Source organism: Streptomyces tremellae, assembly GCF_039540215.1.
In the GTDB taxonomy this organism is placed as follows: Bacteria; Actinomycetota; Actinomycetes; order Streptomycetales; family Streptomycetaceae; genus Streptomyces; species Streptomyces tremellae.
In genome coordinates this window covers 20,239-42,772 of record NZ_BAABEP010000048.1, presented here as the reverse complement: position 1 = coordinate 42,772, position 22,534 = coordinate 20,239, and the positions used below count along the sequence as shown (strand labels likewise).

The window sequence follows — 22,534 nt, the reverse complement described above, 5'->3', positions numbered from 1 at the left end:
ACACATGCCAGCCGCCGCCCCGCCCCGAGCCGCCGCGCCCCAGGAGCCGACCCCGCGCAAGCTGTACCGCAGCGTGGACGGGCGGCTCCTCGGCGGCGTCGCGCGCGGGCTCGCGGGCCATCTCGGGCTGCCGGTGGTCTGGGTGCGGCTCGCGTTCCTCGCGCTGTTCTTCGCGCAGGGCCTCGGCGCCCTGCTGTACGCGGTGTTCTGGATCGTCGTGCCGCTCGGCGTGGGCGGCAGGTCGTCCGCCCAGCCGAAGCCGCTGTTCGAGACGCTGCCGGACGGCAGACGCAGGCTGCGCAAGCCCGACAAGGGCCAGGTCTTCGCGCTGATCGCGCTGGTTGTCGGCGCGGTCATCTTCGTCGCCAACGTCAACATGGGCCTCGCAGGCACCAGCACGTACATCTGGCCGATGCTGCTGATCGGCGTCGGGCTCGTGCTGGTGTGGCGCCAGGCGGACAACGCGCGCCGCGCCCGGTGGACGGAGATCGGCCGCCGCCGCAGGGTGGTGCAGCTGGCGCGCGGCGTCGCGGGGGTGGCGCTCGTCGGGCTCGGGCTCACGGTGTTCGTCGCGGTGCGCGGCTCGGCCGCCCAGTTCGGCAATGTGCTCACGGCGTCGATCGCCGTGGTCGCGGGCGTCGGGCTGCTCGTCGGGCCCTGGCTCGTGCGGATGACGCAGGACCTGTCCGAGGAGCGGACGATGCGCATCAGGGCGCAGGAGCGCGCCGAGGTCGCAGCCCATGTGCACGACTCCGTGCTGCACACCCTCACCCTGATCCAGCGCAACGCCGACGACGGCGGCGAGGTGCGGCGCCTCGCCCGCGCCCAGGAGCGCGAGCTGCGCGCCTGGCTCTACCGCCCGGAGGGCACGGGCAAGGACGAGGCCGAGGCGCCCGACACGCTCGCCGAGGCGGTGCGGAAGACGGCGGCCGAGGTGGAGGACCACCACGGGGTGCCGATCGAGGTGGTCGTCGTCGGCGACTGCCCGCTGGACGAGGGGCTCGGCGCGCAGCTCCAGGCGGCGCGCGAGGCGATGGTCAACGCGGCGAAGTACGGCGGCTCCGGCGGTGCGGTCCAGGTGTACGCGGAGGTGGAGGGGCGTTCGGTCTTCGTTTCCGTACGGGACCGCGGCCCCGGCTTCGACCTGGACGCGGTGCCCGAGGACCGGATGGGCGTCCGGGGGTCCATCATCGGCAGGATGCGGCGCAACGGCGGCACCGCGCGGCTGCGCTCCGCGCCCGAGGGCGGCACGGTGGTCGAGCTGGAGATGGACCGGGCCCCCGACGCACCCGCTGCCGCAGGCACCCGCGGCGACGAGGAGCACGCGCCGTGAGCCCGCCCGCGGCCCGGCCCGTACGGTCGGCCGTACGGGACGACCCGCGGGCCGCACGACCGAGAAGTCACGCACCACACCACCGAGGAACGGACGGATGGACATGAGCAGCGACGGGACACCGCAGGGACGCCACGCGCGGGTCGTGCTGGTGGACGACCACCGGATGTTCCGCACGGGCGTGCAGGCCGAGATCGGCCGCACCGAGGAGACCGGCGTCGAGGTGGTCGGCGAGGCCGCGGACGTGGACCAGGCCGTCGCGGTCATCACCGCGACCCGCCCCGAGGTCGTCCTCCTCGACGTCCACCTGCCGGGCGGCGGCGGCGTCGAGGTGCTGCGCCGCTGCGCGCCCCTGATGGCCGCGTCCGAGGACCCCGTGCGCTTCCTCGCGCTCTCCGTGTCCGACGCGGCCGAGGACGTCATCGGCGTCATCAGGGGCGGCGCGCGCGGCTACGTGACGAAGACGATCACCGGTACCGACCTCGTGGACTCCGTCTTCCGCGTCCAGGAGGGCGACGCCGTGTTCTCGCCGCGCCTCGCGGGCTTCGTGCTCGACGCCTTCGCCTCCACCGACGCGCCCCCGGTCGACGAGGACCTCGACCGCCTCACCCAGCGCGAGCGCGAGGTGCTGCGCCTGATCGCCCGCGGCTACGCGTACAAGGAGATCGCGAAGCAGCTGTTCATCTCGGTGAAGACCGTCGAGTCCCATGTCTCCGCGGTCCTGCGCAAGCTCCAGCTCTCCAACCGCCACGAGCTGACCCGCTGGGCGACGGCGCGCCGCCTGGTCTGAGCCCCGCCGCGCGGGCGGGCGGCGGCGCGCCCCGCGCCCTGTACCGCCCGCTCCTCCGGGGGGCGTGCCGGCTTCCGGAACACGGCCTTCCGTAAGACGCTTCAGCCGTCGGCGCCTTGGGACTCGTTCGTGCCGCGCCGCCGGTCCGCACCGGAGCGGCGCGCCATCTCGCCCGATGCAAGCGTCACCATCGCCGCGGCGCGGGCCGGGCGGGGCCCGCCATGCGCCGCCCGCACCGCACACACGCACCCGCCGGCAACCAGTACCAGAACACCGATCAGCACCAGAATGATCATGTCCCCTCCACTGCCGGCTCGTACGGCCCTGCCAATGGTTCAGACCGGGAGGTCCCGTGTCAGGGACGCGGGCAGGCCGCCTGGCCTCCGGCAGGTCGCTCAAGCGGCCCGCGCAGCAGAGCCCGCAAGCCTCAGGACGCCCCCGCCAGCGCGGCGAGCGCGGCGGGGAGCGCGGTCGGGCCGGGGGTGTCGGAGAGCAGGGCGAGGTAGCCGTCGGGGCGGATGAGCGCGAGGGTGCGGTCGGTCGCGCCGTAGGCGCGGGCCAGGTGGCCGGCGGTGTCGGCGAGTTCGCCCGGGGCTTTCGGGTGCGCGACGACGCGCAGGATCCTGGCGCCCGGCGCGGCGGGCGCGGGGCCGAAGGCGAGCAGGGTGAGATGGCCGCCGCGCGTCAGGTCGAACAGCCGGCGTTCGCCGTCGACCGTGGTCAGACCGGTGGCGTCGGGGGCGCGGTCGCCCGCGCGCAGTGGCGCGTCCTCGTCGCGGTCGTCCCACGCCAGGGCGGATCCGCGGTAGCCGACGCCGAGCTGTGTGGTGCTCGCGTCGCGGCGTACGGGCAGGCCCTGGTCCTCCGCGATCTGGCGCAGGCGCGCGTCCGAGAGGGCGAGCACGCCCGCGGCGACCGGCCGCCGCTCGGCTTCGTAGGTGTCGAGCAGCGCGGGCGGCGCGCCCTCGGCGACGGCCGCGAGCTTCCAGCCGAGGTTGTGGGCGTCCTGGATTCCGGTGTTCATGCCCTGCCCGCCCGCGGGCGAGTGGATGTGCGCGGCGTCGCCCGCGAGGAACACCCGGCCCGCGCGGTAGCGGTCGGCGAGGCGGACGTTGGCGCGCCACAGGGACGACCAGGTCGGCTCGTGGAGCCGGATGCCGGCGTGGCCGGTCCGCCGGTCGAGGATCGCCTGCAGGTTGGCCAGGCCCAGGCCGGGGTCCTGTCCCGGCGCGATGGACGCCTGGTACTGGAACGTCCCGGTCGAGGGCAGCGGGCAGAGGGCGGCGAAGCCCTCCTCGTGCCGCCACATGTGCCAGGCGTCGGGCGCGAGCCCTTCGGCCTCCACGTCGGCGACGATCATCCGCACCTCCTCGCGGGTCTCGCCCTCGAAGGCGATCCCGGCCTGCTTGCGCACGGTGCTGTGGCCGCCGTCGCAGCCGACCAGCCGGCGCGCGGTGACCGTCTCGGCCCCGCCGTCCCTGACGAGCACCGCCGTCACGGCCTCGTCCGACTGCTGGAAGGCGTCGAGCGCGGTGCCGAACTCGACCTCGCCGCCCAGCTCGGCGAGGCGCAGCCGCAGCGCCTCCTCGATCCGCCACTCGGGCGTGATCAGGCTCGCCGGGTACGGGATGTCGGGGCGGTCCCCGAGCGTCTCGGTGCCGCCGGGCGTCACCCGCCCGTCCGGGCCGGTGGAGCGGATCGGCATCGCCATCCGGCCGTGCGCGAGGACGCGGTCGACGATGCCGAGGTCGTCGAAGACTTCGAGCGAGCGCGGCTGCACGCCCTTGCCGCGGGATCCGGGCTGCGGGCCCGGCGCGGCCTCGATCAGCCGGAACGGGACGCCCCTGCGGGCGAGTTCGCAGGCCAGCGTCAGGCCGGTCGGGCCCGCGCCGGCGATCAGCACCGTCGTCGCGGGCCGCCCCCGGGCCGGTCGTCCGTTCTCCGGCGCCCGTGTCGCTCCGGTCATCGCCCCGTCACCTCGCCACCTCGTCGGCCATCCCACCCAAGGAAGGAATTCCTTTCCCATCAGCGTAGGCGTGGGTTGATAAGAAAGGCAAACCTTTCTACGGTGGGGGGTGTGGTCACCGATGCGTCAGAACCCGTCCGCCGCCGCAGGCGCGGCAAGGAGCTGGAGTCCGCGCTCCTCGGCGCCGCGTGGGACGAGCTGGTCGAGGCCGGTTACGCCCGCCTGACCATGGAGTCCGTCGCGGTGCGCGCCGCCACCAGCGAGGCCGTGCTCTACCGCCGCTGGGCCAACAAGGACGAGCTGGTGTTCGCCGCGATCGAGCACTACCGCCGCATCCACCCGGTCGAGCTGTCCGACACCGGCACCCTCCGCGGTGACCTGCTCGCCTATCTGGCGGCCGTGGGCGAGGCCCGCGCCGCCCTCTTCGCCATCGCGGCGGCCGCCTCCTTCGCGGGCCTCGCGGTCGGCGACGCGGACCTGACCCCGGCGCAGGTCCGGGAGAAGGTCATGGGCGATCAGCTGCTGCCGCACGGGCGGGCCCTCTACCGGCGCGCCCACGAGCGCGGGGAGATCGACCTGGAGCGGATCTCCGCCGCGGTGCTCGACCTGCCGTTCGACCTGGTGCGCCACGACCTGCTGATGGACCTGGAACCGCCGTCCCCCGCCCGGCTCCGGCAGATCGTCGACGAACTCTTCCTGCCCCTGGTGCGCGCCGCGGCCCCGCGCTGAGACCGGGGCGGCGCGGCTCCCGGCCGCCGCGTCGAGCCGGATGGGATATGGCTCATTTTCATACGTCGATTCGTCCGGCCCCGAGCTGCGAAGTCTTTTCCGATAACGTCCCGCGGCTTGTTCTGTACGCTTAGGCCACACCGGAGGTACAGGCATGTCACGAGAACGTCATAGCGCTTTCCTTGCAGACCCGCGATCGCCAATGATGGAACCTCGGCAGCCTCTACGTCTTGGAGGATCCTGTGCGTACGATCACGATCGGCCTCGGTGTACTCCTGCTCGTCGCCGCGCTCGCCGCGCTCACCGCGTGCAGCGGAAAAAGCAGCAGTAAAAGCAGCGGCGGGCACGGAAGCAACGGCGGAGGCAGGAGCGCAGGCAGCAGTGCCACCGACAGCGGAGGCGGGAGCGGTGGCGGGAGCGGTGGCGGAGCGACCGACTCGGATGCCGAGAAATTCTGCGAGTTCGTCGTCAGCGGCAGGTTCGCGTCGCCTCTGGAGGCCGAGTTCCCTGCCGAGCACGAGGACGGCCACGCGACGACCACGGTTAACAGCGACACCAGGCAGTACCGGGTCACCGGTGTCGCTTACGACCACACATCCCCCGGTGTCAAGGTCCGCAAGGGCTACACCTGCACGCTGACCTCCGAGGGGGTGGGCGTCTGGCATGTCGACAATCTGAAGATCACCGGTCAGCGCCCCGCCCGTAGGTGACGCGCCCTCCACTCCTGCGACATGAGCTCTCCGAAGAACTGTCCATGGCACGGGTAGGGAGACAGCGGTGTCTTTGATAGAGATGGCAGTCGGTTTCATCATTTTCTGCAGCGGAATCCGCGAGGCTTTCGTCCAGCGCCGCCTCACACGCGACGGGGCGCGTGCCAGGGGATTAGTGGTCCGCCACAACAGCAGTTCCGTTCGGGGTGGCAGCGAACCCTTCGCGGTGGTCGAATTCGTCGATGCGTGGGGTATCACGCATACATTCCAGTCCCGATCGTCGGGAATCGGGAAACTTCCCGTGGGCGGTGAAGTTCCTGTGCGCTATTCTCCCGCCGAACCGGATGTCGCGCGGATCGATCTCACCGGGAGGAAGATTCTCGCAGTCGGGTTGCTTCTCTTTGCCGGGGCCTGGCTTTTCCTTGTCGGGTTTTTCGTGTATTCGGGGATCTGGACCAGCTCGGGGACCCCGCACGGCCGTTGACCAGTGGGCGCTGGACCGTGGGCGCTGGACCGTGGGCCTGTTCACGCTGCGGCGCGAACGTGCCGCAGTACTCTCGCTGTGTCGTTCACGCGGACTCACGGGCAGGGGGCGGCGCGACATGCAGGGGCTCGGGGCCACAGAGCCGAGGCGGATCGGCGGGTACCGACTACTGGGGCGGCTGGGCACGGGCGGCATGGGTGACGTCTACCTCGCCCGCTCGGACCGGGGGCGTACGGTCGCCGTCAAGCTGGTGCGCGAGGAACTGGCCGTGCAGGAGGAGTTCCGGGCACGGTTCAGGTACGAGGTGGAGGCGGCGCGGCGGGTCGGCGGACGCTGGACGGCGCCGGTGCTGGATGCGGACACGGAGGCTGCCGTGCCGTGGGTTGCCACCGGCTATGTCGCAGGCCCCAGCCTCCGGCAGGTCGTCGGGCGCGACCACGGCCCCCTGCCGGAGCGCTCGGTACGCGCGCTCGCCGCCGGCCTCGCCCATGCCCTGCGGGACATCCACGGCACCGGGCTCGTCCACCGTGATCTCAAGCCGTCCAACGTCCTGGTCACCCTTGACGGGCCCATGGTCATCGACTTCGGCATCGCACGGGCCCTGGACGCGGGGACCGACGGACGCGTCACGCGGACAGGCGCGCTCGTCGGTTCGCCGGGTTTCATGGCGCCGGAGCAGGTGCGCGGCGATCGGATCACGCCTGCCTGCGACATCTTCTGCCTCGGTTCGGTTCTCGCCTATGCCGCCACCGGCAAGGTGCCCTTCGGCACGGGCACGGCCCAGACCGATTTCCACGTGCTCATGTACCGCATCGCGTACGAGGAGCCCGATCTGGAGGGTGTGCCTGAGTCCCTCGCGCACCTCATCAGGGCCTGCTTGGACAAGAACCCTGCGGCGCGTCCGAGCCCCGGGGAGGTGCTGCGCCGTGCAGGCGCGCGGGACACGGTCGCCGACGCCGGCTCGAAGGAGCCGTGGCTGCCCGCCCCCCTGGTCGCCCAGTTGGGCCGGCACGCGGTGAGTCTTCTGAACGCGGAGGATCCGCAGCCCCCGGAGCCTGCGCCCCCTCGTGACCCACCTCCGGGGCAGGCGTCGGCCCCGGAGGCGACCCCGGTCGCGGGGGTGCCTCCCACCCCGGCGGCGCCCTTGGACGCGGAACCCGCCTCTCCCCGGCGCGGGCGCTACGCGATGCTGATCATCTCCCTGATCGTGGCGCTGAGCGCAGGAGGCGTGATCTCCACCCTGACGGGGGGTGAGGACGGCCACCGCACCGGCGGTGCGCCCTCGGACACCGCGACGCCTCCGGCAGGCGCCAGGCCGGGGGACGGCGTGGTACCGGCGGCGTTCCTCGGCACATGGACCACCAGCGTCCGGAAGAACGGCGGACCGAATCCCCGGCTGATGACCATCCGTCAGGGGGACGTGGGCGACACGGTCCTCCACCTCGTCACCGACGGCCCCCGAAAGGACGGCGGCGGCACCTACCACTGCGAATTCGTCGGCAGTCTGGGCGAAACGCCGGACTCCAGTGATGCAGTGCGTTTCGGCCCGACCGCCGCCATCGTCGCCGAGCCGGCCGCCGACTGCCCGCGGGGGGAGTCCAGCACACTCACGCTCCTGTCGGACGGCACCCTGCGCAGGGTGACCGACCACAGCGGGGGCGGACTGACCTGGACCCGCAGATGACGTTATGGCGCGGGCTCCGACCCCGCAGGCCTTGGCCTGGCGAAACCGTCCGGCCGTCCCGGCGCGGGGGCGAGCTCGAACCACACCGTCTTTCCGATGCCGCACGCGCGTGGCTCCGCGCCCCAGCGGTGCGCGAGCGCCTCCACGAGGGCGAGGCCGCGGCCCGTCTCCTCGTCCGAGGCCGGATGCCGTACGCGGGGCAGCGCGTCGCACGCGTCCGACACCTCCACGCGCAACCGCCCCCCGCCCTCCACCGGCCCGTCCAGAAGCACACGGGTCCAGATCTCGCGCCCCGGCGCACAACCGGCGTGCCGCAGGGTGTTGGTGACCAGTTCGCTCAACAACAACACCGACGTTTCGGCCATTTCGCCCGGGATTTTCCATTCCATCGCCTGTACGGAGAGCAACGACCGGGCGCGCGCGACGCTGCGCGGACTACGGTTGAAGTGCCACTCGACCTCGTGATTCATGAGCCGCAGGCTGCCGAAATACGCCAGACTGGAGCAGTCACGACCTGTGTACGGAGGGTGGTTGTACCCATGGAGAACGCCCCGCCGCCCATGGCATGGCGGTACTGCGGCAACCAGATCAAGCGCTGGCGCGAACGCACCGGCATGACCCGCGACAAACTGGCCGCGGAGGCGAACTGCTCGTACGAGTACGTCAAGTCGATGGAAACAGGCCGCCGCCGCCCTACGCTGCATCTGCTGCGTGTCGCGGACGAGTTGTTCGGCGCGGGTGGGTTACTTCTGGCTGCGCAGGAGTATTTGCAGCCCGAGAAGTACGTCTCGTATGCGGAGGACTTCGTCCGCTACGAGGCCGAGGCCATCGCCGTGTCCTCGTACGAACCGTTGCTGATTCCTGGCTTGTTGCAGACCGAAGCGACGATGCGCGCGTTGCTCGGCAATCACTGGCCACCGCTTGACGATGAGACGATCAAGGCGAGGATCGAGGGTCGCTTGGACAGGCAGAAGCTGCTTGCCAAGCTCACGCGGTCGTTCAGCTTCGTCATCGCTGAGGGCGCTCTGCGCTACCCGCTGCTTCCCCCTGACGAGCACGGGCGTCAGCTTGAGTACCTGCTGGAGATCGGACAACAGCGCAATGTGGCGATCCAGGTGCTCCCTGCGCGCGGTCCCCACCCGGGGCTCGATGGCCCCATCGCCCTGTTGGAGACGCAGGACCATGACCAACTGGTTTACGAGGAAGGACAGGTGACGGGTGTCCTGTATGCGGATCCGAATCAGGTTTTCACCGTTGCTCAGCGTCATGCCATGATCCTGCGGCGGGCCCTCGCTCCGGATGAGTCGGCCCATTTCATCAGGAAGTTGGCGGAGGAGCTATGAACACCGGGCTGGCCTGGTTCAAGTCCACCTACAGCAACAGCGCGGGCGGCAACTGCCTCGAAGTCGCCCTCGACTGGCGCAAGTCGACGTACAGCAGCACGGGCGGTGGCGAGTGCGTCGAGGTCGCAGCCTGCCCCGGCGTCGTACACGTGCGCGACTCGAAGCAGGTCGAGGGCGGGCAGCTCGCCCTGCGCGCGGCCTCGTGGTCGGACTTCGTGGCCTTCGCGCGGCGCGGCTGAGCGGCGCGGCGCGGCCCGGTCGGCCCCCTTCGGGGGGCCGACCGGCCCTGCCGCCCGCGCACTCCCTCCGTCACCCTGGAGACATGGTCAGCCAGGAGGTGGAGCAGGTGAGCACGTCACCGCAGGATCACCGTGTTGTCGTCGGTGTGGACGGTTCGGATACCTCGAAGGAGGCCCTGAAATGGGCCGTGGCCCAGGCGAAGATCACCGGGGGAGTGGTCGAGGCCATCATCACCTGGGAGTTCCCGGTGACGGGCTGGAGCACCGGCGTCGTGGACGGGCAGTTCGAGGAGTGGGCCAAGCAGACACTGGACGAGAGCGTCGAGGAGGCCGTGGGGTCGAGGGCCGGTGTCGAGGTCAGCACATCCGTGCAGTTCGGCAACGCCGCCAGTGTGCTGATCGAGGCGTCGCGCGGCGCGGAGCTGCTGGTCGTGGGCAGCCGCGGGCACGGCGGGTTCACCGGTGCGCTGCTCGGCTCCGTGGGCCAGCACTGCGCCTCGCACGCCGAGTGCCCCGTCGTGATCATCCGCGGCAAGGTCCCGCACACCTCGGAGTGAGGGGCGGGTCCTGACGAGCCCAGGAGGTGGACGGATCATGGCGCGTTCCGTGACGGTCGGCGTCGACGGGTCCCCGGAGAGCCTGTCCGCGGTGGAGTGGGCGGCGGGCGAGGCGGTCGTGCGGCGGCAGGCGCTGCGCGTCCTGCACGTCTGGTCCGCCGCGCCCAGTCCGCACGCTTCGCCGCACACGGCCGACAGCAGGCGCGACTGGGGTCGGAGCGTCCTGCGGGAGGCCGTACGGCGTGCCGAGGCGCGGTTCCCCGGCCTCGACGTGGCCGCCGAGCAGCAGCCGGGCTCGGCGGCGGAGGTCCTGCTCGGCGCGGCCCGCGAGGCGGACCTGCTGGTGCTCGGCTCGCGCGGGCTCGGCGCGGTCGCGGGCTTCCTCGTCGGGTCCGTGGCCCTGAGCGTGGTGGCCGCCGCGCCGTGCCCGGTCGCGCTCGTACGGGCCGACTCGCCGGTGCCCGACGGCTCCGACCCGCGGGACGTGGTGCTCGGGGTCGACCTCGGCCACGGCACGGACGCCCTGTTCGCGTACGCCTTCGAGGCGGCGCGTGCGCGGGACTGCGGGCTGACCGTGGTGCACGCCTACCCGGTGCCCGCCCCCTACGGCATCGCGCCGGGCGAGAGCCTCGCGGCGACGACGCCCGACCTGTTCGCGGAGCGGTACGAGCGGCTGCTCGACGCGCTCCGCCCGTGGCAGGGCAAGAACCCCGACATCGACGTGCGCCCGGTCGCCGAGCCGGGCCACGCGGCCCCTGTGGTGCTCGATGCGGCGCGCGGCGCCTCGCTGTGCGTGATCGGCCGCCGCATCAGGGCGCACGGCCCCGGGCCGCACCTGGGCGCCGTGGACCACGGGGTGATGCACCACGCGGCGTGCCCGGTCGTCGTCGTACCGCACGCCTGAGACCCGGGCCGGTACGGTCCCGCCGGTGGGCCCGTACGGCCCTGGCGGGCCCCGCGGGCCCGGACGCACGATGAAGGCGGCGCGCGGGGTCCGCGCACCCTGCGGCAGGAGGCCGACGATGGAGCAGCGGGACACGAGCGGTGCGCGGAGGTCCGAAGGACCGGGCGCGTCACGGGAGGAGCCCGTGCGGGTGTTCCTGCTCGACGACCACGAGGTCGTCAGGCGGGGGCTGCGGGACCTGCTGGACGCCGAGGACGACCTGCGGGTGGTCGGCGAGGCCACCACGATGGCCGAGGCCCTCGGCAGGGGGCCCGCGCTCCGCCCCGACGTCGCGGTGCTCGACGTGCGGCTGCCGGACGGCGACGGCGTCTCGGTCTGCCGCGAGCTGCGCTCGAAGATGCCGGACCTCGCCTGCCTGATGCTGACCTCGTTCGACGACGACGACGCGCTCCTCGACGCGATCATGGCCGGCGCCGCGGGCTATGTGCTCAAGGACATCAAGGGCTCCGACCTGCTCTCCGCCGTGCGCACGGTCGCCTCCGGGAAGTCGATGCTCGACCCGTCGACCACGGCGCGCCTGATGAGCAGCCTGCGCGGCGGGGGCCAGGAGGCTCCCGCGGAGCCCGACGCGCTCGACGCGCTGACGCCCAGGGAGCGCGAGATCCTCGACCTGATCGGGGAGGGGCTGACCAACGCGCAGATCGGCAAGCGGCTGTTCCTCTCGGAGAAGACCGTCAAGAACAACATCTCCAGGCTGCTCGCCAAGCTCGGCGTCGAGCGGCGCATCCAGGCCGCGATGCTCGCCACGCGGGTGGAGAAGCGGGCGTAAGCGTCGGGGACGGTGCCGGCAGCGGAACCCCCAGGGGAGGATCCGCACCGGCGGGGTGGCGGAGCGGGTCAGGCCGCGCCGGGTGCCGGCTCGTCGTCCAGATGCAGGCGCCTGATGTCCTTGACGATGACGGTGTAGCTCAGGACCGCCAGGGCCGCGCAGACGCTGACGAAGGCGAGGGCCAGGTCGAAGGAGCCGGTCGCGTCGATGATGTAGCCGACGACGAGCGGCGTGACGATGCCCGCGACCGCTCCGAAGGCGTTGAAGACGCCTCCGGCGAGACCCGAGGCCGTCTTGGGCGCCACGTCCGCCATGACGGCCCAGCCGAGGGCGCCCAGGCCCTTGCCGAAGAAGGCGAGGGACATGATGAGGACGACGAGCGCGGACGTGGTGACGTAGTTGCAGATGATGATGCTCGTCGACAGCAGCAGGCCGACGACGATCGGTATCTTGCGGGCCGCGGTCAGGCCGACGCCGCGCCGGATGAGCAGGTCGGAGAGGTAGCCGCCGAGGACGCCGCCGGTGAAGCCGCACAGCGCGGGCAGCGACGCGACGAAGCCCGCCTCCAGGATGCTCATGCCGCGCTCCTGCACCAGGTAGACCGGGAACCAGGTGAGGAAGAACCAGGTGATGGTGTTGATGAAGTACTGGCCGATGAAGATGCCGAGCATGTTCCGGTTGGTCAGCAGGGTCTTGAGGTGCCTCAGCCGGCCGCTCCCGCTGGAGGGGGAGCCAGGGGCGTCCAGGTCGACGAGTGCTCCGCCCTCGGTGATGTGGTCGAGCTCGGCCCGCCCCATGCGCGGGTGGGTGCGCGGCGAGTGGATGACCCGGGTCCACACCAGGGCGAGGACGACGCCGACGCCTCCGATCACGGTGAAGACGTGCTCCCATCCGAGCGCGGTGACCAGCCAGCCCATGAGTGGGGCGAAGGCGACGGTGGCGAAGTACTGGGCGGAGTTGAACAGCGCGGAGGCGAAGCCCCGTTCCCTCGTGGGGAACCAGGCGGCCACGATGCGGGAGTTGCCGGGGAACGAGGGAGCCTCGGCGAAGCCGACGGCGAACCGCAGGATGAACATCAGCACCACCGCGGCGCCGCTGAAGAACCCGATCGCGCCCTGCGCCATCGTGAACAAGGACCACAGGAAGATGGCGAGGCCGTAGACCTTCTTGGAGCCGAAGCGGTCGAGCAGCCAGCCGCCCGGGAGCTGGGCGATGAGGTAGGACCACGAGAACGCGGAGAACAGCACGCCCAACTCGCCCGAGCTGATGCCGAGGTCGCTCTGCATCGCGTCGCCGGCGATCGAAAGCGTCGACCGGTCGGCGTAGTTGACGGTCGTGACGACGAAGAGCATCGCCAGAACCACGTACCGGAGACGGCCCGCGCTACTGGGGGCAACCGTTTTGGCCGGTTCGTCCTGTCGGTCGAGGGCTGTCATGTCGGGGGCCTCCTGGACCTGGGAGTGGCGGCATCGTCGCCGCGTGTGGTCTGAGCCACAGCACCCGTGGCTGGAGTTGACCGTAGGGTCGCTTCCGATCCCCGTCCACATTGATTTTTGTAGGCTGCAATACCTTTCTCGCATGACGGGAGAGTGTCGTCCGGGTAGCGGGCGGATGTCACAGATGTCGGAGGAGGGCGCGCAGGGCGGGGTTGTCATTGGTTCTGCGCCATACGAGCTGGAGCTCGACCGGTGCCGGCCCGGCGATGTCGAGGGCCCGGAACACGACGCCGGGGAACCGCATCTGCGCCGCGGCCTCGGGGACGAACGCGATGCCCCAGCCCGCGTTGACCATGGCCAGCAGGCTGTGCACCTGGCTGAGGTACTGCGTGAAGTGCGGCGCCACCCGCTCCGCACGGAAGATGCTGACCAGCAGTTCGTGGAAGTACCGTGCCTCCACCGGCGAGTACATGAGCATCTTCTGCCCGTCGAATGCGCTGACCGGCAGCGCCGTGTCCCCCTCGGCAAGGGGATGCCCGGTCGGCACGGCGGCCAGCAGGCTCTCGCGGACCATCGGCCGCACGGCCAGCTCGGGGCCGATGCTGGACGGGCGGACCATGCCGAGGTCGAGCGCACCCTCCGTGACGGCCTCCAACTGGTCCCTGGTGACCTGCTCGCGCAGGACGATCTCGGTGCGCGGCATCACGGAGCCCGCGACCTCCAGCAGGGTGCCGAGGGCCGCGTAGGCGCTGGCGGCCGTGAATCCGACGGCGATGGCCCCGGCCTCGCCCCGTGAGACCTGCTTGACCGCGAGCGCGGCCGTCTCGGCCTGGCGCAGGATGCCGCGGGCCTCGTTGAGGAAGGCCCGCCCGGCCGGGGTCAGGCGGACCGCGCGGTTCGTGCGGTTGAGGAGCTGGACGCCCAACTCGTGCTCAAGAAGCTGGATCTGCCGGCTGAGCGGCGGCTGCGTCATCCGGAGTCGCTCGGCGGCCCGGGTGAAGTGGAGTTCCTCGGCGACCGCGATGAAGCTGGTGAGCTGGGCGAGCGTGAACAACGATGCCCTCCAGGTATTGAATCATTCAAAAACTATGTTTGACGTGGATCAAAGGCGACCTTAGCGTCAGGCGGAGGCCTCGCCTCCCCGGAGCTGTCCGCCCCTCGCGGGACGCGCCTCCGGCGCCGCCTGCCGCGGGGTGCCACCCGCAGAGCCGCGCGGCGTCCCCCTTCTCCTCCTCACCCAAGGGACAACCAGTGGTGACCACGACCCGCAGCGCCTCGGCCTCCGTGCAGCACGGTGAGGCCACGCTCGACACCCTCGCCTGGATCAAGCTCTCCTCCGTCACGCTCCCGCTGCCCACGCCGATCAGTGACGCCAAGGTGCTGACCGGGCGGCAGAAGCCGATGACCGAGGTCGCGTTCCTGTTCGCCGAGGTCGCGACCGCGCAGGGGCACGAGGGCATCGGCTTCAGCTATTCCAAGCGGGCGGGCGGACCGGCCCAGTTCGCCCACGCGAAGGAAGTCGTCGACAACCTGATCGGCGAGGACCCGAGCGACATCGGCCGCCTGTGGACGAAGCTGGTGTGGGCCGGTGCCTCCGTCGGGCGCAGCGGGGTCGCCACGCAGGCCATCGCCGCGCTCGACATCGCCCTGTGGGACCTGAAGGCCAAGCGGGCCGGGCTGCCGCTCGCCAAGCTGCTCGGCGCCCACCGCGACTCGGTCCGCTGCTACAACACCTCCGGCGGTTTCCTGCACACCCCCACCGGCGAGGTGCTGGACAACGCCACCGCCTCGATCGCCAGCGGCATCGGCGGCATCAAGATCAAGGTCGGCCACCCGGACACCCGGCAGGACCTGCGCCGCCTCAGCGCCGTCCGCGAGCACATCGGCGACGACGTCCCGCTGATGGTCGACGCCAACCAGCAGTGGGACCGGCCCACCGCGCAGCGCATGGGCCGCGCCCTGGAGGAGTTCGGCCTCGTCTGGATCGAGGAGCCGCTCGACGCGTACGACGCGCAGGGCCACGCCGCGCTCGCCGCCTCGCTCGACACCCCCGTCGCCACCGGCGAGATGCTGGCCAGTGTGGCGGAGCACTACGAGCTCATACGGCACGGCGCGGCGGACGTCATCCAGCCCGACGCCCCGCGCATCGGCGGCATCACCCAGTTCCTCAAGCTGACCGCGCTGGCCGAGCACAACAACCTGCAACTGGCCCCGCACTTCGCGATGGAGATTCACCTCCACCTCGCCGCCGCCTACCCGATCGAGCCGTGGGTGGAGCACTTCGACTGGCTGGAGCCGCTGTTCAACGAGCGGCTGACCATCCGCGACGGCCGGATGCAGGTCTCTTCCCTTCCCGGCCTCGGCGTCTCCCTCAGCGAGCAGGCGCGCGCCTGGACGGTCGCCACCCACGAGGTCGGAACGCGTCCCTGACGTTTTCCCCCGCCCCCAGCCCCGGCGCGGGTCCCGCCGACGGACAGCGCGAGGCCCGCGCCGGTCTCCTGAGCGACGCGGGGAGCCACCGGAACACACCGCTCCATGCTGCAAAGGTATTCACGGATGCCAAAACGGTGTTGGACGGGCATGGCTGGCGGCTCGTAGCGTCGGGAACCACGTCCCCGTCTCACCGGAGCAGACCACCCATGACCTCCTTCACCCCCACCGAACTCGGCCTGCGCATCGGCTCGGGGCTGCTCTCCTTCCCCGTCACGCACTTCACCGCGGATGACCTCTCCTTCGACGAGGCCGCCTACCGGGCCAACATCGAACGCCTGTCGACGTACGAGGTCGGCGGCCTCTTCGCCGCGGGCGGCACCGGCGAGTTCTTCTCGCTGACCGCGGCCGAGACCGAACAGGTCGTCGCGGCCGCCGTGCAGGCCGCTCCGGACGACACCCCGATCCTCGCGCCGGCCGGTTACGGCACCCGTACCGCCGTCGCATACGCGCAGGCCGCCGAACGCGCGGGCGCGGACGGCATCCTGCTGTTCCCGCCCTACCTCACCGAGGCGGGCCAGGCCGGTCTCGCCCAGCACGTCGAGGCCGTCTGCAAGGCCACCGTCCTCGGCGTCGTGGTGTACGGCCGCGCCAACGCCACCTACAGCGCCGACACCCTCGCCACCGTCGCCGAGCGCTGCCCCAACCTCATCGGATACAAGGACGGCATCGGCGACATCGACGCCATGACCCGCATCCACACCCGTCTCGGCGACCGCCTCACCTACATCGGCGGCCTGCCCACCGCCGAGACCTTCGCCCTGCCCTACCTCGAACTCGGCGTCACCACCTACTCGTCGGCGATCTTCAACTTCCTGCCCGACTTCGCCCTTGAGTTCTACGCGGCGGTCCGCGACCACCGCCGGGACACCGTCATCAAGCTGCTCGGCGACTTCGTACTGCCGTACACCGAGATACGCAACCGGCACCAGGGATACGCCGTCAGCATCGTCAAGGCAGGCATGACCGCCACCGGCCACAGCGCCGGACCTGTCCGCCCGCCGCTGACCGACCTGACCGAGGGCGAGCTCGCCGAACTGGCAGCGCTCATCAAGGGGCTGCCGGGGCCGCTTGTCTGAGGCCTCCGCGGCACCCCACACCACCTCGCAGCGGCGCGAAGGGGGTTCGAACGTGTCCGCTGATCCGGGCCCCGGTGAGGCCGCAGGCGCACGGTGCGCGGCGACGCCGGCCCCTCGTCTCCCCGCTCCCAGCCGGCCCGCGCCACCCCTGTGCGCAGCAGCGAGCCGATCTCCTCGACCACCAGGAGATCCGCCACCTGCTGACCACCTCCGTCACTCCGGCCGGGCCGGCACCCGCCAGACCAGGCAGGTCCCCTTGCCCGGCGCGGTGTCCACGCTCAGGTCGCCGTGCAGCTCCTCCGCGCGCTCCGCGAGGTTGCGCAGGCCGCCGCGGCGGCCCCTGCCCACGATGCCGGCGCCGTCGTCCCTGACGGTGAGGGTGAGCGTGTTCGCGCGGACGACCAGGGAGACGTCGACCGAGGAGGCGTGGGCGTGCCGGGCGACGTTGGTCAGCGCCTCGCCCAGGACGGCGACGACGTCGTCCGCGACCCCGCCCGCCACGTCGGTGTCGATCAGGCCCTCCATGCGCAGCGAGGGGCGGAAGCCGAGAGACGCGGCGGACTGTTCGACCAGGGCGACCGTGCGGGCCCGCAGCCCCGTCCGCCGTGCCGGGTCGCGCGAGCGCAGGCTGAAGATGGTCGAACGGATGATCTTGACGGTCTCGTCCAGGTCGTCCACGGCCCGCACCAGCCGGTCGGCGGCCTCCGGGTGGTCGACGAAGCGCAGAGCGCTCTGCACGGTCATGCCCGTCGCGAACAGCCGCTGGATCGCGAGGTCGTGGAGGTCCCTCGCGATCCGGTCGCGGTCCCGCAGCAGCGCCAGCTGCTCGGCCTCCCTGCGCCGCTCGGCCAGCTCCATCGCCAGCGTCGCCTGCCCGGCGAACGCCATCAGCGGCTCGGTCTCCAGCCGGGTGAAGGGGGCGCGGCGCGCCCTGCGGGCGAGCAGGATCACCCCGCGTGGCGAGTCGCCCGTGCCCAGCGGGACCGCGACGGCGGGCCCGAGCCCCGACCAGCGGGGCGGGCCCTCCGTCGCCCTGGCGTCGTGCTCGACGTCGGTGCTGGTCACCGGGGCCGGGGCGCCGACCGCGGCGCCCATGAAGGAGTCGCGCACGGGCAGCACGAGCCCCTGGTGTTCCTCCGCGTCGAGCCCCGAGGCCAGCGCGACATGCAGGTCGTCGGAGTCCGCCACCGGCAGCGCCACGGACCCGAGGTCCGCGTCGAGGATCGTCCTGGCGCGCTCCAGCATCAGCCCGAGCACGGCGGTGTCGTCGGCGCCCGAGAGCAGTTCCGCGACGATCTCCGCGTTCGCCTCCATCCAGCTGCGCTGGGAGCGGCTGCGCTCGTAGAGCCTGGCGTTGTCGATGGCGATGCCCGCGGCGTCCGCGAGCGTCGAGAGCAGGGTCTCGTCCTCCTGGGTGAAGCCGCCGGGCCCGCGCTTCTCGGTGAGGTAGAGGTTGCCGAAGACCTCGCCGCGCACCTTGACCGGCACGCCGAGGAACGAGCGCATCGGCGGGTGATGCGGCGGGAAGCCCGTCGCGGACGGGTGCCCGGCGAGGTCGCTGAGGCGGAGGGTGCGCGGGTGGCGGATCAGCTCGCCGAGCAGCCCGTGACCCTCGGGGAGCGGCCCGATCGCCGCGTACTGCCCCGTGGTGAGCCCCACGGGCACGAACTCGGAGAGCCGCTGGTCCTCGCCGATGACGCCGAGCGCGCCGTACTCCGCGTTCACCAGGTCCACGGCCGCCTCGACGATCTGGTGCAGCACGCGGGGGAGTTCGAGCCCCTTGCCCACGGCCAGCACCGCGTCGAGCAGCTCCTGACTCGGCAGCGGCGTGGCGTCGCCGCTCCGGCGGGCCGCGCGCCGCGCCCTGCCCGCCGCGGGCCCGGCGCCGCTGTCCTCCGGCGCGGGTGCGCGGTCGCTGTTCTCCGCCTCCGCGGATCTGCGGCCGCTGTCCTCCGCCGCGGGCTTGTCGCCGCCGTTCTCCGCTCCCGCGGGGCTGCGGTGGTCATCACTGGGCCCGGCCGGGGGCCGGCCGCCGGATCCGCGCGGGAGCCCCGTGCCGGGTCCCGATCCGCTCGCGGACCCCACGCCGGATCCGCCCGAGGGCCCGCTCCGGGCCCCGTACCCGGATCCGCCCCCGGGTCTGCCCGGCGTCCCGTCCCCGGACCCGCCGTCCGCACGGCGTCTCACTGCGCTCACAGGACCACCGTCCACGCCTCGCCCATGGCGGTCGCGGAACCGCCGTCCGGCCGCCCACGGTAACCCGTCGCGGACGACCCCTTGCGTCAAGACGTTTGACGTTCCTACCGTCATCAATCGTTTGACGCCACCCGTCCAAGGATTGACTGACCGAAATGGTGCGACATGCTCACACTCCGCGACATAGCAGGCCATGTCGGTGTGTCCATCTCCACCGTCTCCCTCGTGCTCAACGACCGCGACGAGGGGCGTGTCAACGCGGACACCGCCGCCCGGATCCGCCGCACCGCGAGTGAGCTCGGCTACGTGCCCAACCAGCTCGCCCGCAGCCTGAAGAAGGGGCAGACCCACACCATCGGGCTGGTCTCCGACCGCGTCGCGACCGTCCCGTTCTCCGGCCACATGCTGGCCGGCGCCCAGCAGGCCGCCTGGGACGAGGGCTACCTCCTGCTGCTCATCGACACCGCGGGCAACGACGAGCTCCAGCGGCCCGCCGTGCGCTCCCTGCTCCAGCGCAACATCGAGGCGCTGGTCTTCGCGACCACGTACCACCGCCTCGTGGACCTGCCGGAAGTGCCCCGCAGCGTGCCCGTCGTCGTCCTCGACGGGCGCCCCTCCGACCCGGCGAGCCGCGCCGACTTCGTCGTGCCCGACGAGGCGGCCGGCGCCCGCGCCGGGGTCGCGCGGCTGGTGGCGGCCGGGCACCGGCGCATCGGGTTCTGCACCGTGCCGTCGTATCCGGTCGCCGCCCGGCTCAGGCGGCAGGGGTACGAGGAGGCGCTGCGCGCGGCCGGCCTCCCGCTCGACCCGACGCTCGTGGCCGCGGCCGAGGACGCGAACACCAGGGCCGCCGACGCCCCGGCCGCGCGCCTGCTCGACCGGCCCGACCGCCCCACCGCCGTCTTCTGCTTCGGCGACCAGATCGCCATGGGCTTCTACCAGGCGGCGCGGGCCCGCGGCCTCGACGTGCCGCGCGACCTCTCCGTCGTCGGCTTCGACAACCAGGAGTACGTGGCCGACGCGCTCAGCCCCGGGCTCACGACCGTACAGCTGCCGCACGGCGCCATGGGCGCGTGGGCGGCGCACCGCGCGCTGCGGCGCATCACGGGCGAGGCGGCCGACGCGCCGCCCGAGGGCCACCTCATGCCCTGCCCGCTGGTCGAACGCGACTCGGTGGCGCCGCCGCCGGACACGCGCTGAACCCAGGCCGGCCCGCCGACTCCCCGACACCGGCCCCGCGCCCGGCCCGTACAAGCCCCGCCCCGCGCCCGGCCCGTACACGCCCGGCACCTGCAAGAGGAACGAGGAACAACGATGTTCACCAGGCGCACCGCGTCCCGCCGGCGCACCCTGCGGCACGGCGCCCTCGCCACGGCGCTCACGGCGCTCGCCGCCCTCACGCTCGGCGGCTGCGGCGGCGTCGGCAGCGACCTGCGCGGCAGCCTCGGGCTCGGCCGCGGCGGGGACGACCACACGCTGACCGTCTGGCAGTTCGAGACCAAGGGCTCGGCAGCGTACGACGGATTCCGGACCGCGGTACGCGTCTTCGAGCGCGACCACCCCGGCATCCGCGTCGAGGTCGTCACCCAGGGCTTCGACTCCATCCGCAGGAACGCCAAGATGCTGCTCACCGGCGACGACGTACCCGACGTCATGGAGATCAACAAGGGCAGCTCGGACGGCGGGCAGCTCGCCGCGCAGGGACTGCTCACCGACCTCACCCCGCAGGTGCGCGCCCGCGGCTGGGACGACGTCGTCACCGGCTCGATGCAGAACCTCGCGCGCTACGACAAGGACGGCATCGCCGGTTCCGGCCGGTGGTTCGGCGTCCCCACCTCGGGACAGCAGTTCACCTTCTTCTACAACAAGGACCTGTTCGCGAAGGCCGGGGTCCCCGTACCGCGCGACACCGCCTCGCTGATGAGCGCGCTGCGCGCCTTCACGGCCAAGGGGCAGGTCCCGATCTCCAGCAACGCGGGCGAGTTCGGCCTGCTCCAGCTGTGGTACCAGTTCGTCGTCGCGCACGCCGACCGCGCTCAGGTCGACAACTACCTGTTCCTGCGCGGCCGCACCGACTTCACCAAGCCGCCGTGGTCGACGGCCGGCCGCGAGCTGGTGCGCTGGCTGCGCGCCGGATACCTCGGCACGAAGCTCGGCGGGCTCACACAGAACCAGATGGAGACGGCGTTCCTCGCGGGCAAGTACCCCCTCATGGCCGACAACTCACCGGTGTTCTCCACCGTGGGCCAGAGCGCGGACTTCGACTGGGGCACCTTCGCCTTCCCCGGCGCGCAGCTCACCGAGGGCCTCACAGGACAGCTGCTCAGCGTCCCCGCGCGGGCGCGCCACAAGGACCTCGCGTACGACTTCATCACCGACGTGCTCGCCAAGCCCGCGCAGGACACGGTGGGCCGCGAGGGCGGGCTGCCGCTGCGCTCCGACCCGGCCGTCATCACCGACCCCCGCACCCGGCGCTTCACCGCGCAGTTCGACGCGTTGAAGAAGCGCGACGCCTTCGCCTACTTCCCCGACTACCCGGTCACGGGGCTGCTCGAATTCCTGGAGAGCGAACTCCAGGGCCTGGCGAGCGGAAACGTCTCCGCGAGCCGCTTCGACCACGACCTCCAGGCCTTCTACGACGACGGGCGGGCCCGGCTCGGTCGCTGACGGGCCGGTTCCTCGTCCGGGGGCCCGGCCCCCGCCCCGTGTACCGCGCCCACCTCTGTACCTTCCCGCGCCCCCTCCGTACCCCGCGGCCCTGCCGCCCCCGGCCCCATCCACCTCACACGCCCCACCCCCAGGAGAACCACCGTGGCAACCCTCCCCGACACCACCGCGCCGCCCCCGCGGCCCAGGCCCCGGCCGCGCCGCGGGCCTTCCGGCTACTGGTGGTACGTCCTTCCCATGGCGGTCGGCTTCGCGGGCATCGTGCTCGCGCCGTTCGTCGCCAACGTCGTCACCAGCCTGTTCTCCTGGCTCGGCGGCGCCGCCCCGATGCACTTCGTCGGTCTCGGCAACTACCGCGACCTGTTCACCGACGCGACCTTCTGGCGCTCCTTCGAGAACAGCGTCTACATGGTCGTCGCGGTCGTCGTCGTGCCCACCGTCATCGGGCTCGTCATCGCGGCCGTACTCTTCGACTACCTCGGGCGGCGCTTCGGCGACCGCGTGGTCAGCGTGCTGCGCGCCACCTTCTACCTGCCGCAGATCCTGCCCATCGCCGTCGCGGGCGTGCTCTGGAGCTGGATACTCGCCCAGCGCGACGGCGCGGTCAACGCCGTGCTGCGCGCGCTCGGCGCGCACGACACCCCGGACTGGCTCGGCGACCCGCACATCGCCGTCTACTCCGTGATGCTGGTGCTCGTCTGGCTCCAGATCGGCTACCCGGTGCTGATCTTCATGGCGGCCCTCCAGCGGATCGACCCCGAACTCCACGAGGCCGCGGAGGTGGACGGCGCGGGCTGGTGGCGGCGGTTCTTCGCCGTCACGCTGCCGCAGATCCGCCCCGAGGTCTTCGTCGTGGTGCTCACCGCCACGGTCGGCGCGCTGAAGGTGTTCGCGCCGGTCCTCATCCTCACGCAGGGCGGGCCGCAGAACTCCACGTACGTGCCCTCGTACTACTCCTATCTCAACTTCTTCGAGTACTCCCGCGTCGGCTACGGCGCCGCCATCGCGACCGTGATGAGCGTGCTCATCCTGGTGGTGGCGACGCTGCTGCTGGCCTGGCAGCGCCGCGCCGCGCGAAGGGACGAAGCATGACCGCCC

Annotated in this window: 22 protein-coding genes; 16 read left to right on the top strand and 6 right to left on the bottom strand. The window is 72.1% G+C overall.

Going from position 1 to position 22,534, the window contains the following annotated elements:
• Positions 1–4: 4 nt before the first annotated feature.
• Both ABEA77_RS25690 and ABEA77_RS25685 read left to right on the top strand, forming a co-directional pair.
• On the top strand, positions 5–1,333 hold the full coding sequence (locus ABEA77_RS25690) for a PspC domain-containing protein (RefSeq protein ID WP_345652211.1): 1,329 nt from the start codon (positions 5–7) through the stop codon (positions 1,331–1,333).
• Between the two features lie 97 nt (positions 1,334–1,430).
• Positions 1,431–2,123, top strand: a complete 693-nt coding sequence (locus ABEA77_RS25685) for a LuxR C-terminal-related transcriptional regulator (RefSeq protein WP_345652208.1) — start codon at positions 1,431–1,433, stop codon at positions 2,121–2,123.
• Positions 2,124–2,224: 101 nt separating this feature from the next.
• Here the strand turns inward: ABEA77_RS25685 and ABEA77_RS25680 are convergent, their stop codons facing one another.
• Together ABEA77_RS25680 and ABEA77_RS25675 are read right to left on the bottom strand one after the other, a co-directional pair.
• Positions 2,225–2,419, bottom strand: a complete 195-nt coding sequence (locus ABEA77_RS25680) for a hypothetical protein (RefSeq protein WP_345652205.1) — start codon at positions 2,417–2,419, stop codon at positions 2,225–2,227.
• A gap of 131 nt (positions 2,420–2,550) precedes the next feature.
• Positions 2,551–4,089, bottom strand: a complete 1,539-nt coding sequence (locus ABEA77_RS25675) for an FAD-dependent oxidoreductase (RefSeq protein WP_345652202.1) — start codon at positions 4,087–4,089, stop codon at positions 2,551–2,553.
• A 111-nt stretch (positions 4,090–4,200) separates the two neighbouring features.
• Between ABEA77_RS25675 and ABEA77_RS25670 the strand changes: the two genes are divergently transcribed.
• From ABEA77_RS25670 to ABEA77_RS25655, 4 genes are all read left to right on the top strand, one after another.
• Positions 4,201–4,818 (top strand): TetR/AcrR family transcriptional regulator, encoded by a 618-nt coding sequence (locus tag ABEA77_RS25670; RefSeq protein WP_345652199.1) that lies wholly within the window; start codon positions 4,201–4,203, stop codon positions 4,816–4,818.
• 242 nt (positions 4,819–5,060) lie between these two features.
• On the top strand, positions 5,061–5,528 hold the full coding sequence (locus ABEA77_RS25665) for a hypothetical protein (protein WP_345652196.1): 468 nt from the start codon (positions 5,061–5,063) through the stop codon (positions 5,526–5,528).
• A 67-nt stretch (positions 5,529–5,595) separates the two neighbouring features.
• Positions 5,596–6,012 (top strand): DUF3592 domain-containing protein, encoded by a 417-nt coding sequence (locus tag ABEA77_RS25660; protein WP_345652194.1) that lies wholly within the window; start codon positions 5,596–5,598, stop codon positions 6,010–6,012.
• Positions 6,013–6,130: 118 nt separating this feature from the next.
• Positions 6,131–7,696, top strand: coding sequence for a serine/threonine-protein kinase (locus ABEA77_RS25655; RefSeq protein ID WP_345652192.1), 1,566 nt, complete (start codon positions 6,131–6,133; stop codon positions 7,694–7,696).
• A 2-nt stretch (positions 7,697–7,698) separates the two neighbouring features.
• On the opposite strand, the gene ABEA77_RS25650 is transcribed toward ABEA77_RS25655, so the two are convergent.
• Positions 7,699–8,166, bottom strand: coding sequence for an ATP-binding protein (locus ABEA77_RS25650; RefSeq protein WP_345652190.1), 468 nt, complete (start codon positions 8,164–8,166; stop codon positions 7,699–7,701).
• Between the two features lie 69 nt (positions 8,167–8,235).
• Between ABEA77_RS25650 and ABEA77_RS25645 the strand changes: the two genes are divergently transcribed.
• The 5 genes from ABEA77_RS25645 to ABEA77_RS25625 all read left to right on the top strand — a co-directional run bounded on the left by ABEA77_RS25645 (position 8,236) and on the right by ABEA77_RS25625 (position 11,568).
• Positions 8,236–9,039 (top strand): helix-turn-helix domain-containing protein, encoded by an 804-nt coding sequence (locus ABEA77_RS25645; RefSeq protein WP_345652188.1) that lies wholly within the window; start codon positions 8,236–8,238, stop codon positions 9,037–9,039.
• Positions 9,036–9,278: a DUF397 domain-containing protein gene (locus ABEA77_RS25640; RefSeq protein ID WP_345652185.1), complete on the top strand. Its 243-nt coding sequence runs from the start codon at positions 9,036–9,038 to the stop codon at positions 9,276–9,278. Before ABEA77_RS25645 ends, ABEA77_RS25640 begins: the two co-directional genes overlap by 4 nt.
• An 83-nt stretch (positions 9,279–9,361) precedes the next feature.
• On the top strand, positions 9,362–9,835 hold the full coding sequence (locus ABEA77_RS25635; RefSeq protein WP_345652182.1) for a universal stress protein: 474 nt from the start codon (positions 9,362–9,364) through the stop codon (positions 9,833–9,835).
• A 37-nt stretch (positions 9,836–9,872) separates the two neighbouring features.
• A complete protein-coding gene (locus ABEA77_RS25630; protein WP_345652179.1) occupies positions 9,873–10,739 on the top strand; it encodes a universal stress protein in 867 nt (288 codons plus the stop codon).
• 118 nt (positions 10,740–10,857) lie between these two features.
• On the top strand, positions 10,858–11,568 hold the full coding sequence (locus ABEA77_RS25625; protein WP_345652176.1) for a response regulator: 711 nt from the start codon (positions 10,858–10,860) through the stop codon (positions 11,566–11,568).
• A gap of 68 nt (positions 11,569–11,636) precedes the next feature.
• On the opposite strand, the gene ABEA77_RS25620 is transcribed toward ABEA77_RS25625, so the two are convergent.
• Positions 11,637–12,920, bottom strand: a complete 1,284-nt coding sequence (locus tag ABEA77_RS25620) for an MFS transporter (protein ID WP_425588388.1) — start codon at positions 12,918–12,920, stop codon at positions 11,637–11,639.
• Between the two features lie 262 nt (positions 12,921–13,182).
• Complete coding sequence (locus ABEA77_RS25615) at positions 13,183–14,058, bottom strand: LysR substrate-binding domain-containing protein (protein ID WP_345652170.1); 876 nt, start codon at positions 14,056–14,058, stop codon at positions 13,183–13,185.
• 200 nt (positions 14,059–14,258) lie between these two features.
• Between ABEA77_RS25615 and ABEA77_RS25610 the strand changes: the two genes are divergently transcribed.
• Positions 14,259–15,434, top strand: a complete 1,176-nt coding sequence (locus ABEA77_RS25610; protein ID WP_425588387.1) for an L-talarate/galactarate dehydratase — start codon at positions 14,259–14,261, stop codon at positions 15,432–15,434.
• Positions 15,435–15,643: 209 nt separating this feature from the next.
• Positions 15,644–16,573 (top strand): 5-dehydro-4-deoxyglucarate dehydratase, encoded by a 930-nt coding sequence (gene kdgD / locus ABEA77_RS25605; protein ID WP_345652165.1) that lies wholly within the window; start codon positions 15,644–15,646, stop codon positions 16,571–16,573.
• Between the two features lie 213 nt (positions 16,574–16,786).
• Here kdgD and ABEA77_RS25600 read toward each other — a convergent pair whose 3' ends face one another.
• Complete coding sequence (locus ABEA77_RS25600; RefSeq protein ID WP_345652162.1) at positions 16,787–18,658, bottom strand: sensor histidine kinase; 1,872 nt, start codon at positions 18,656–18,658, stop codon at positions 16,787–16,789.
• A gap of 276 nt (positions 18,659–18,934) precedes the next feature.
• Here ABEA77_RS25600 and ABEA77_RS25595 point away from each other — a divergent pair, with 276 nt between their 5' ends.
• The 3 genes from ABEA77_RS25595 to ABEA77_RS25585 all read left to right on the top strand — a co-directional run bounded on the left by ABEA77_RS25595 (position 18,935) and on the right by ABEA77_RS25585 (position 22,528).
• Positions 18,935–19,969: a LacI family DNA-binding transcriptional regulator gene (locus ABEA77_RS25595; protein ID WP_345652160.1), complete on the top strand. Its 1,035-nt coding sequence runs from the start codon at positions 18,935–18,937 to the stop codon at positions 19,967–19,969.
• Positions 19,970–20,083: 114 nt separating this feature from the next.
• Complete coding sequence (locus tag ABEA77_RS25590; protein WP_345652157.1) at positions 20,084–21,436, top strand: ABC transporter substrate-binding protein; 1,353 nt, start codon at positions 20,084–20,086, stop codon at positions 21,434–21,436.
• A 144-nt stretch (positions 21,437–21,580) separates the two neighbouring features.
• The gene (locus tag ABEA77_RS25585) at positions 21,581–22,528 is read left to right on the top strand and encodes a carbohydrate ABC transporter permease (RefSeq protein ID WP_345652154.1); all 948 of its coding nucleotides are present in this window, start codon (positions 21,581–21,583) and stop codon (positions 22,526–22,528) included.
• Positions 22,529–22,534 lie beyond the last annotated feature (6 nt).

Coding starts and splice junctions, on each gene's coding strand:
- ABEA77_RS25690 (WP_345652211.1), top strand. CDS start 5: ATGCCAGCCGCCGCCCCGCCCCGAGCCGCCGCGCCCCAGGAGCCGACC.
- ABEA77_RS25685 (WP_345652208.1), top strand. CDS start 1,431: ATGGACATGAGCAGCGACGGGACACCGCAGGGACGCCACGCGCGGGTC.
- ABEA77_RS25680 (WP_345652205.1), bottom strand. CDS start 2,419: ATGATCATTCTGGTGCTGATCGGTGTTCTGGTACTGGTTGCCGGCGGG.
- ABEA77_RS25675 (WP_345652202.1), bottom strand. CDS start 4,089: ATGACCGGAGCGACACGGGCGCCGGAGAACGGACGACCGGCCCGGGGG.
- ABEA77_RS25655 (WP_345652192.1), top strand. CDS start 6,131: ATGCAGGGGCTCGGGGCCACAGAGCCGAGGCGGATCGGCGGGTACCGA.
- ABEA77_RS25650 (WP_345652190.1), bottom strand. CDS start 8,166: ATGAATCACGAGGTCGAGTGGCACTTCAACCGTAGTCCGCGCAGCGTC.
- ABEA77_RS25645 (WP_345652188.1), top strand. CDS start 8,236: ATGGAGAACGCCCCGCCGCCCATGGCATGGCGGTACTGCGGCAACCAG.
- ABEA77_RS25640 (WP_345652185.1), top strand. CDS start 9,036: ATGAACACCGGGCTGGCCTGGTTCAAGTCCACCTACAGCAACAGCGCG.
- ABEA77_RS25635 (WP_345652182.1), top strand. CDS start 9,362: ATGGTCAGCCAGGAGGTGGAGCAGGTGAGCACGTCACCGCAGGATCAC.
- ABEA77_RS25630 (WP_345652179.1), top strand. CDS start 9,873: ATGGCGCGTTCCGTGACGGTCGGCGTCGACGGGTCCCCGGAGAGCCTG.
- ABEA77_RS25625 (WP_345652176.1), top strand. CDS start 10,858: ATGGAGCAGCGGGACACGAGCGGTGCGCGGAGGTCCGAAGGACCGGGC.
- ABEA77_RS25620 (WP_425588388.1), bottom strand. CDS start 12,920: ATGCTCTTCGTCGTCACGACCGTCAACTACGCCGACCGGTCGACGCTT.
- kdgD (WP_345652165.1), top strand. CDS start 15,644: ATGACCTCCTTCACCCCCACCGAACTCGGCCTGCGCATCGGCTCGGGG.
- ABEA77_RS25595 (WP_345652160.1), top strand. CDS start 18,935: ATGCTCACACTCCGCGACATAGCAGGCCATGTCGGTGTGTCCATCTCC.
- ABEA77_RS25590 (WP_345652157.1), top strand. CDS start 20,084: ATGTTCACCAGGCGCACCGCGTCCCGCCGGCGCACCCTGCGGCACGGC.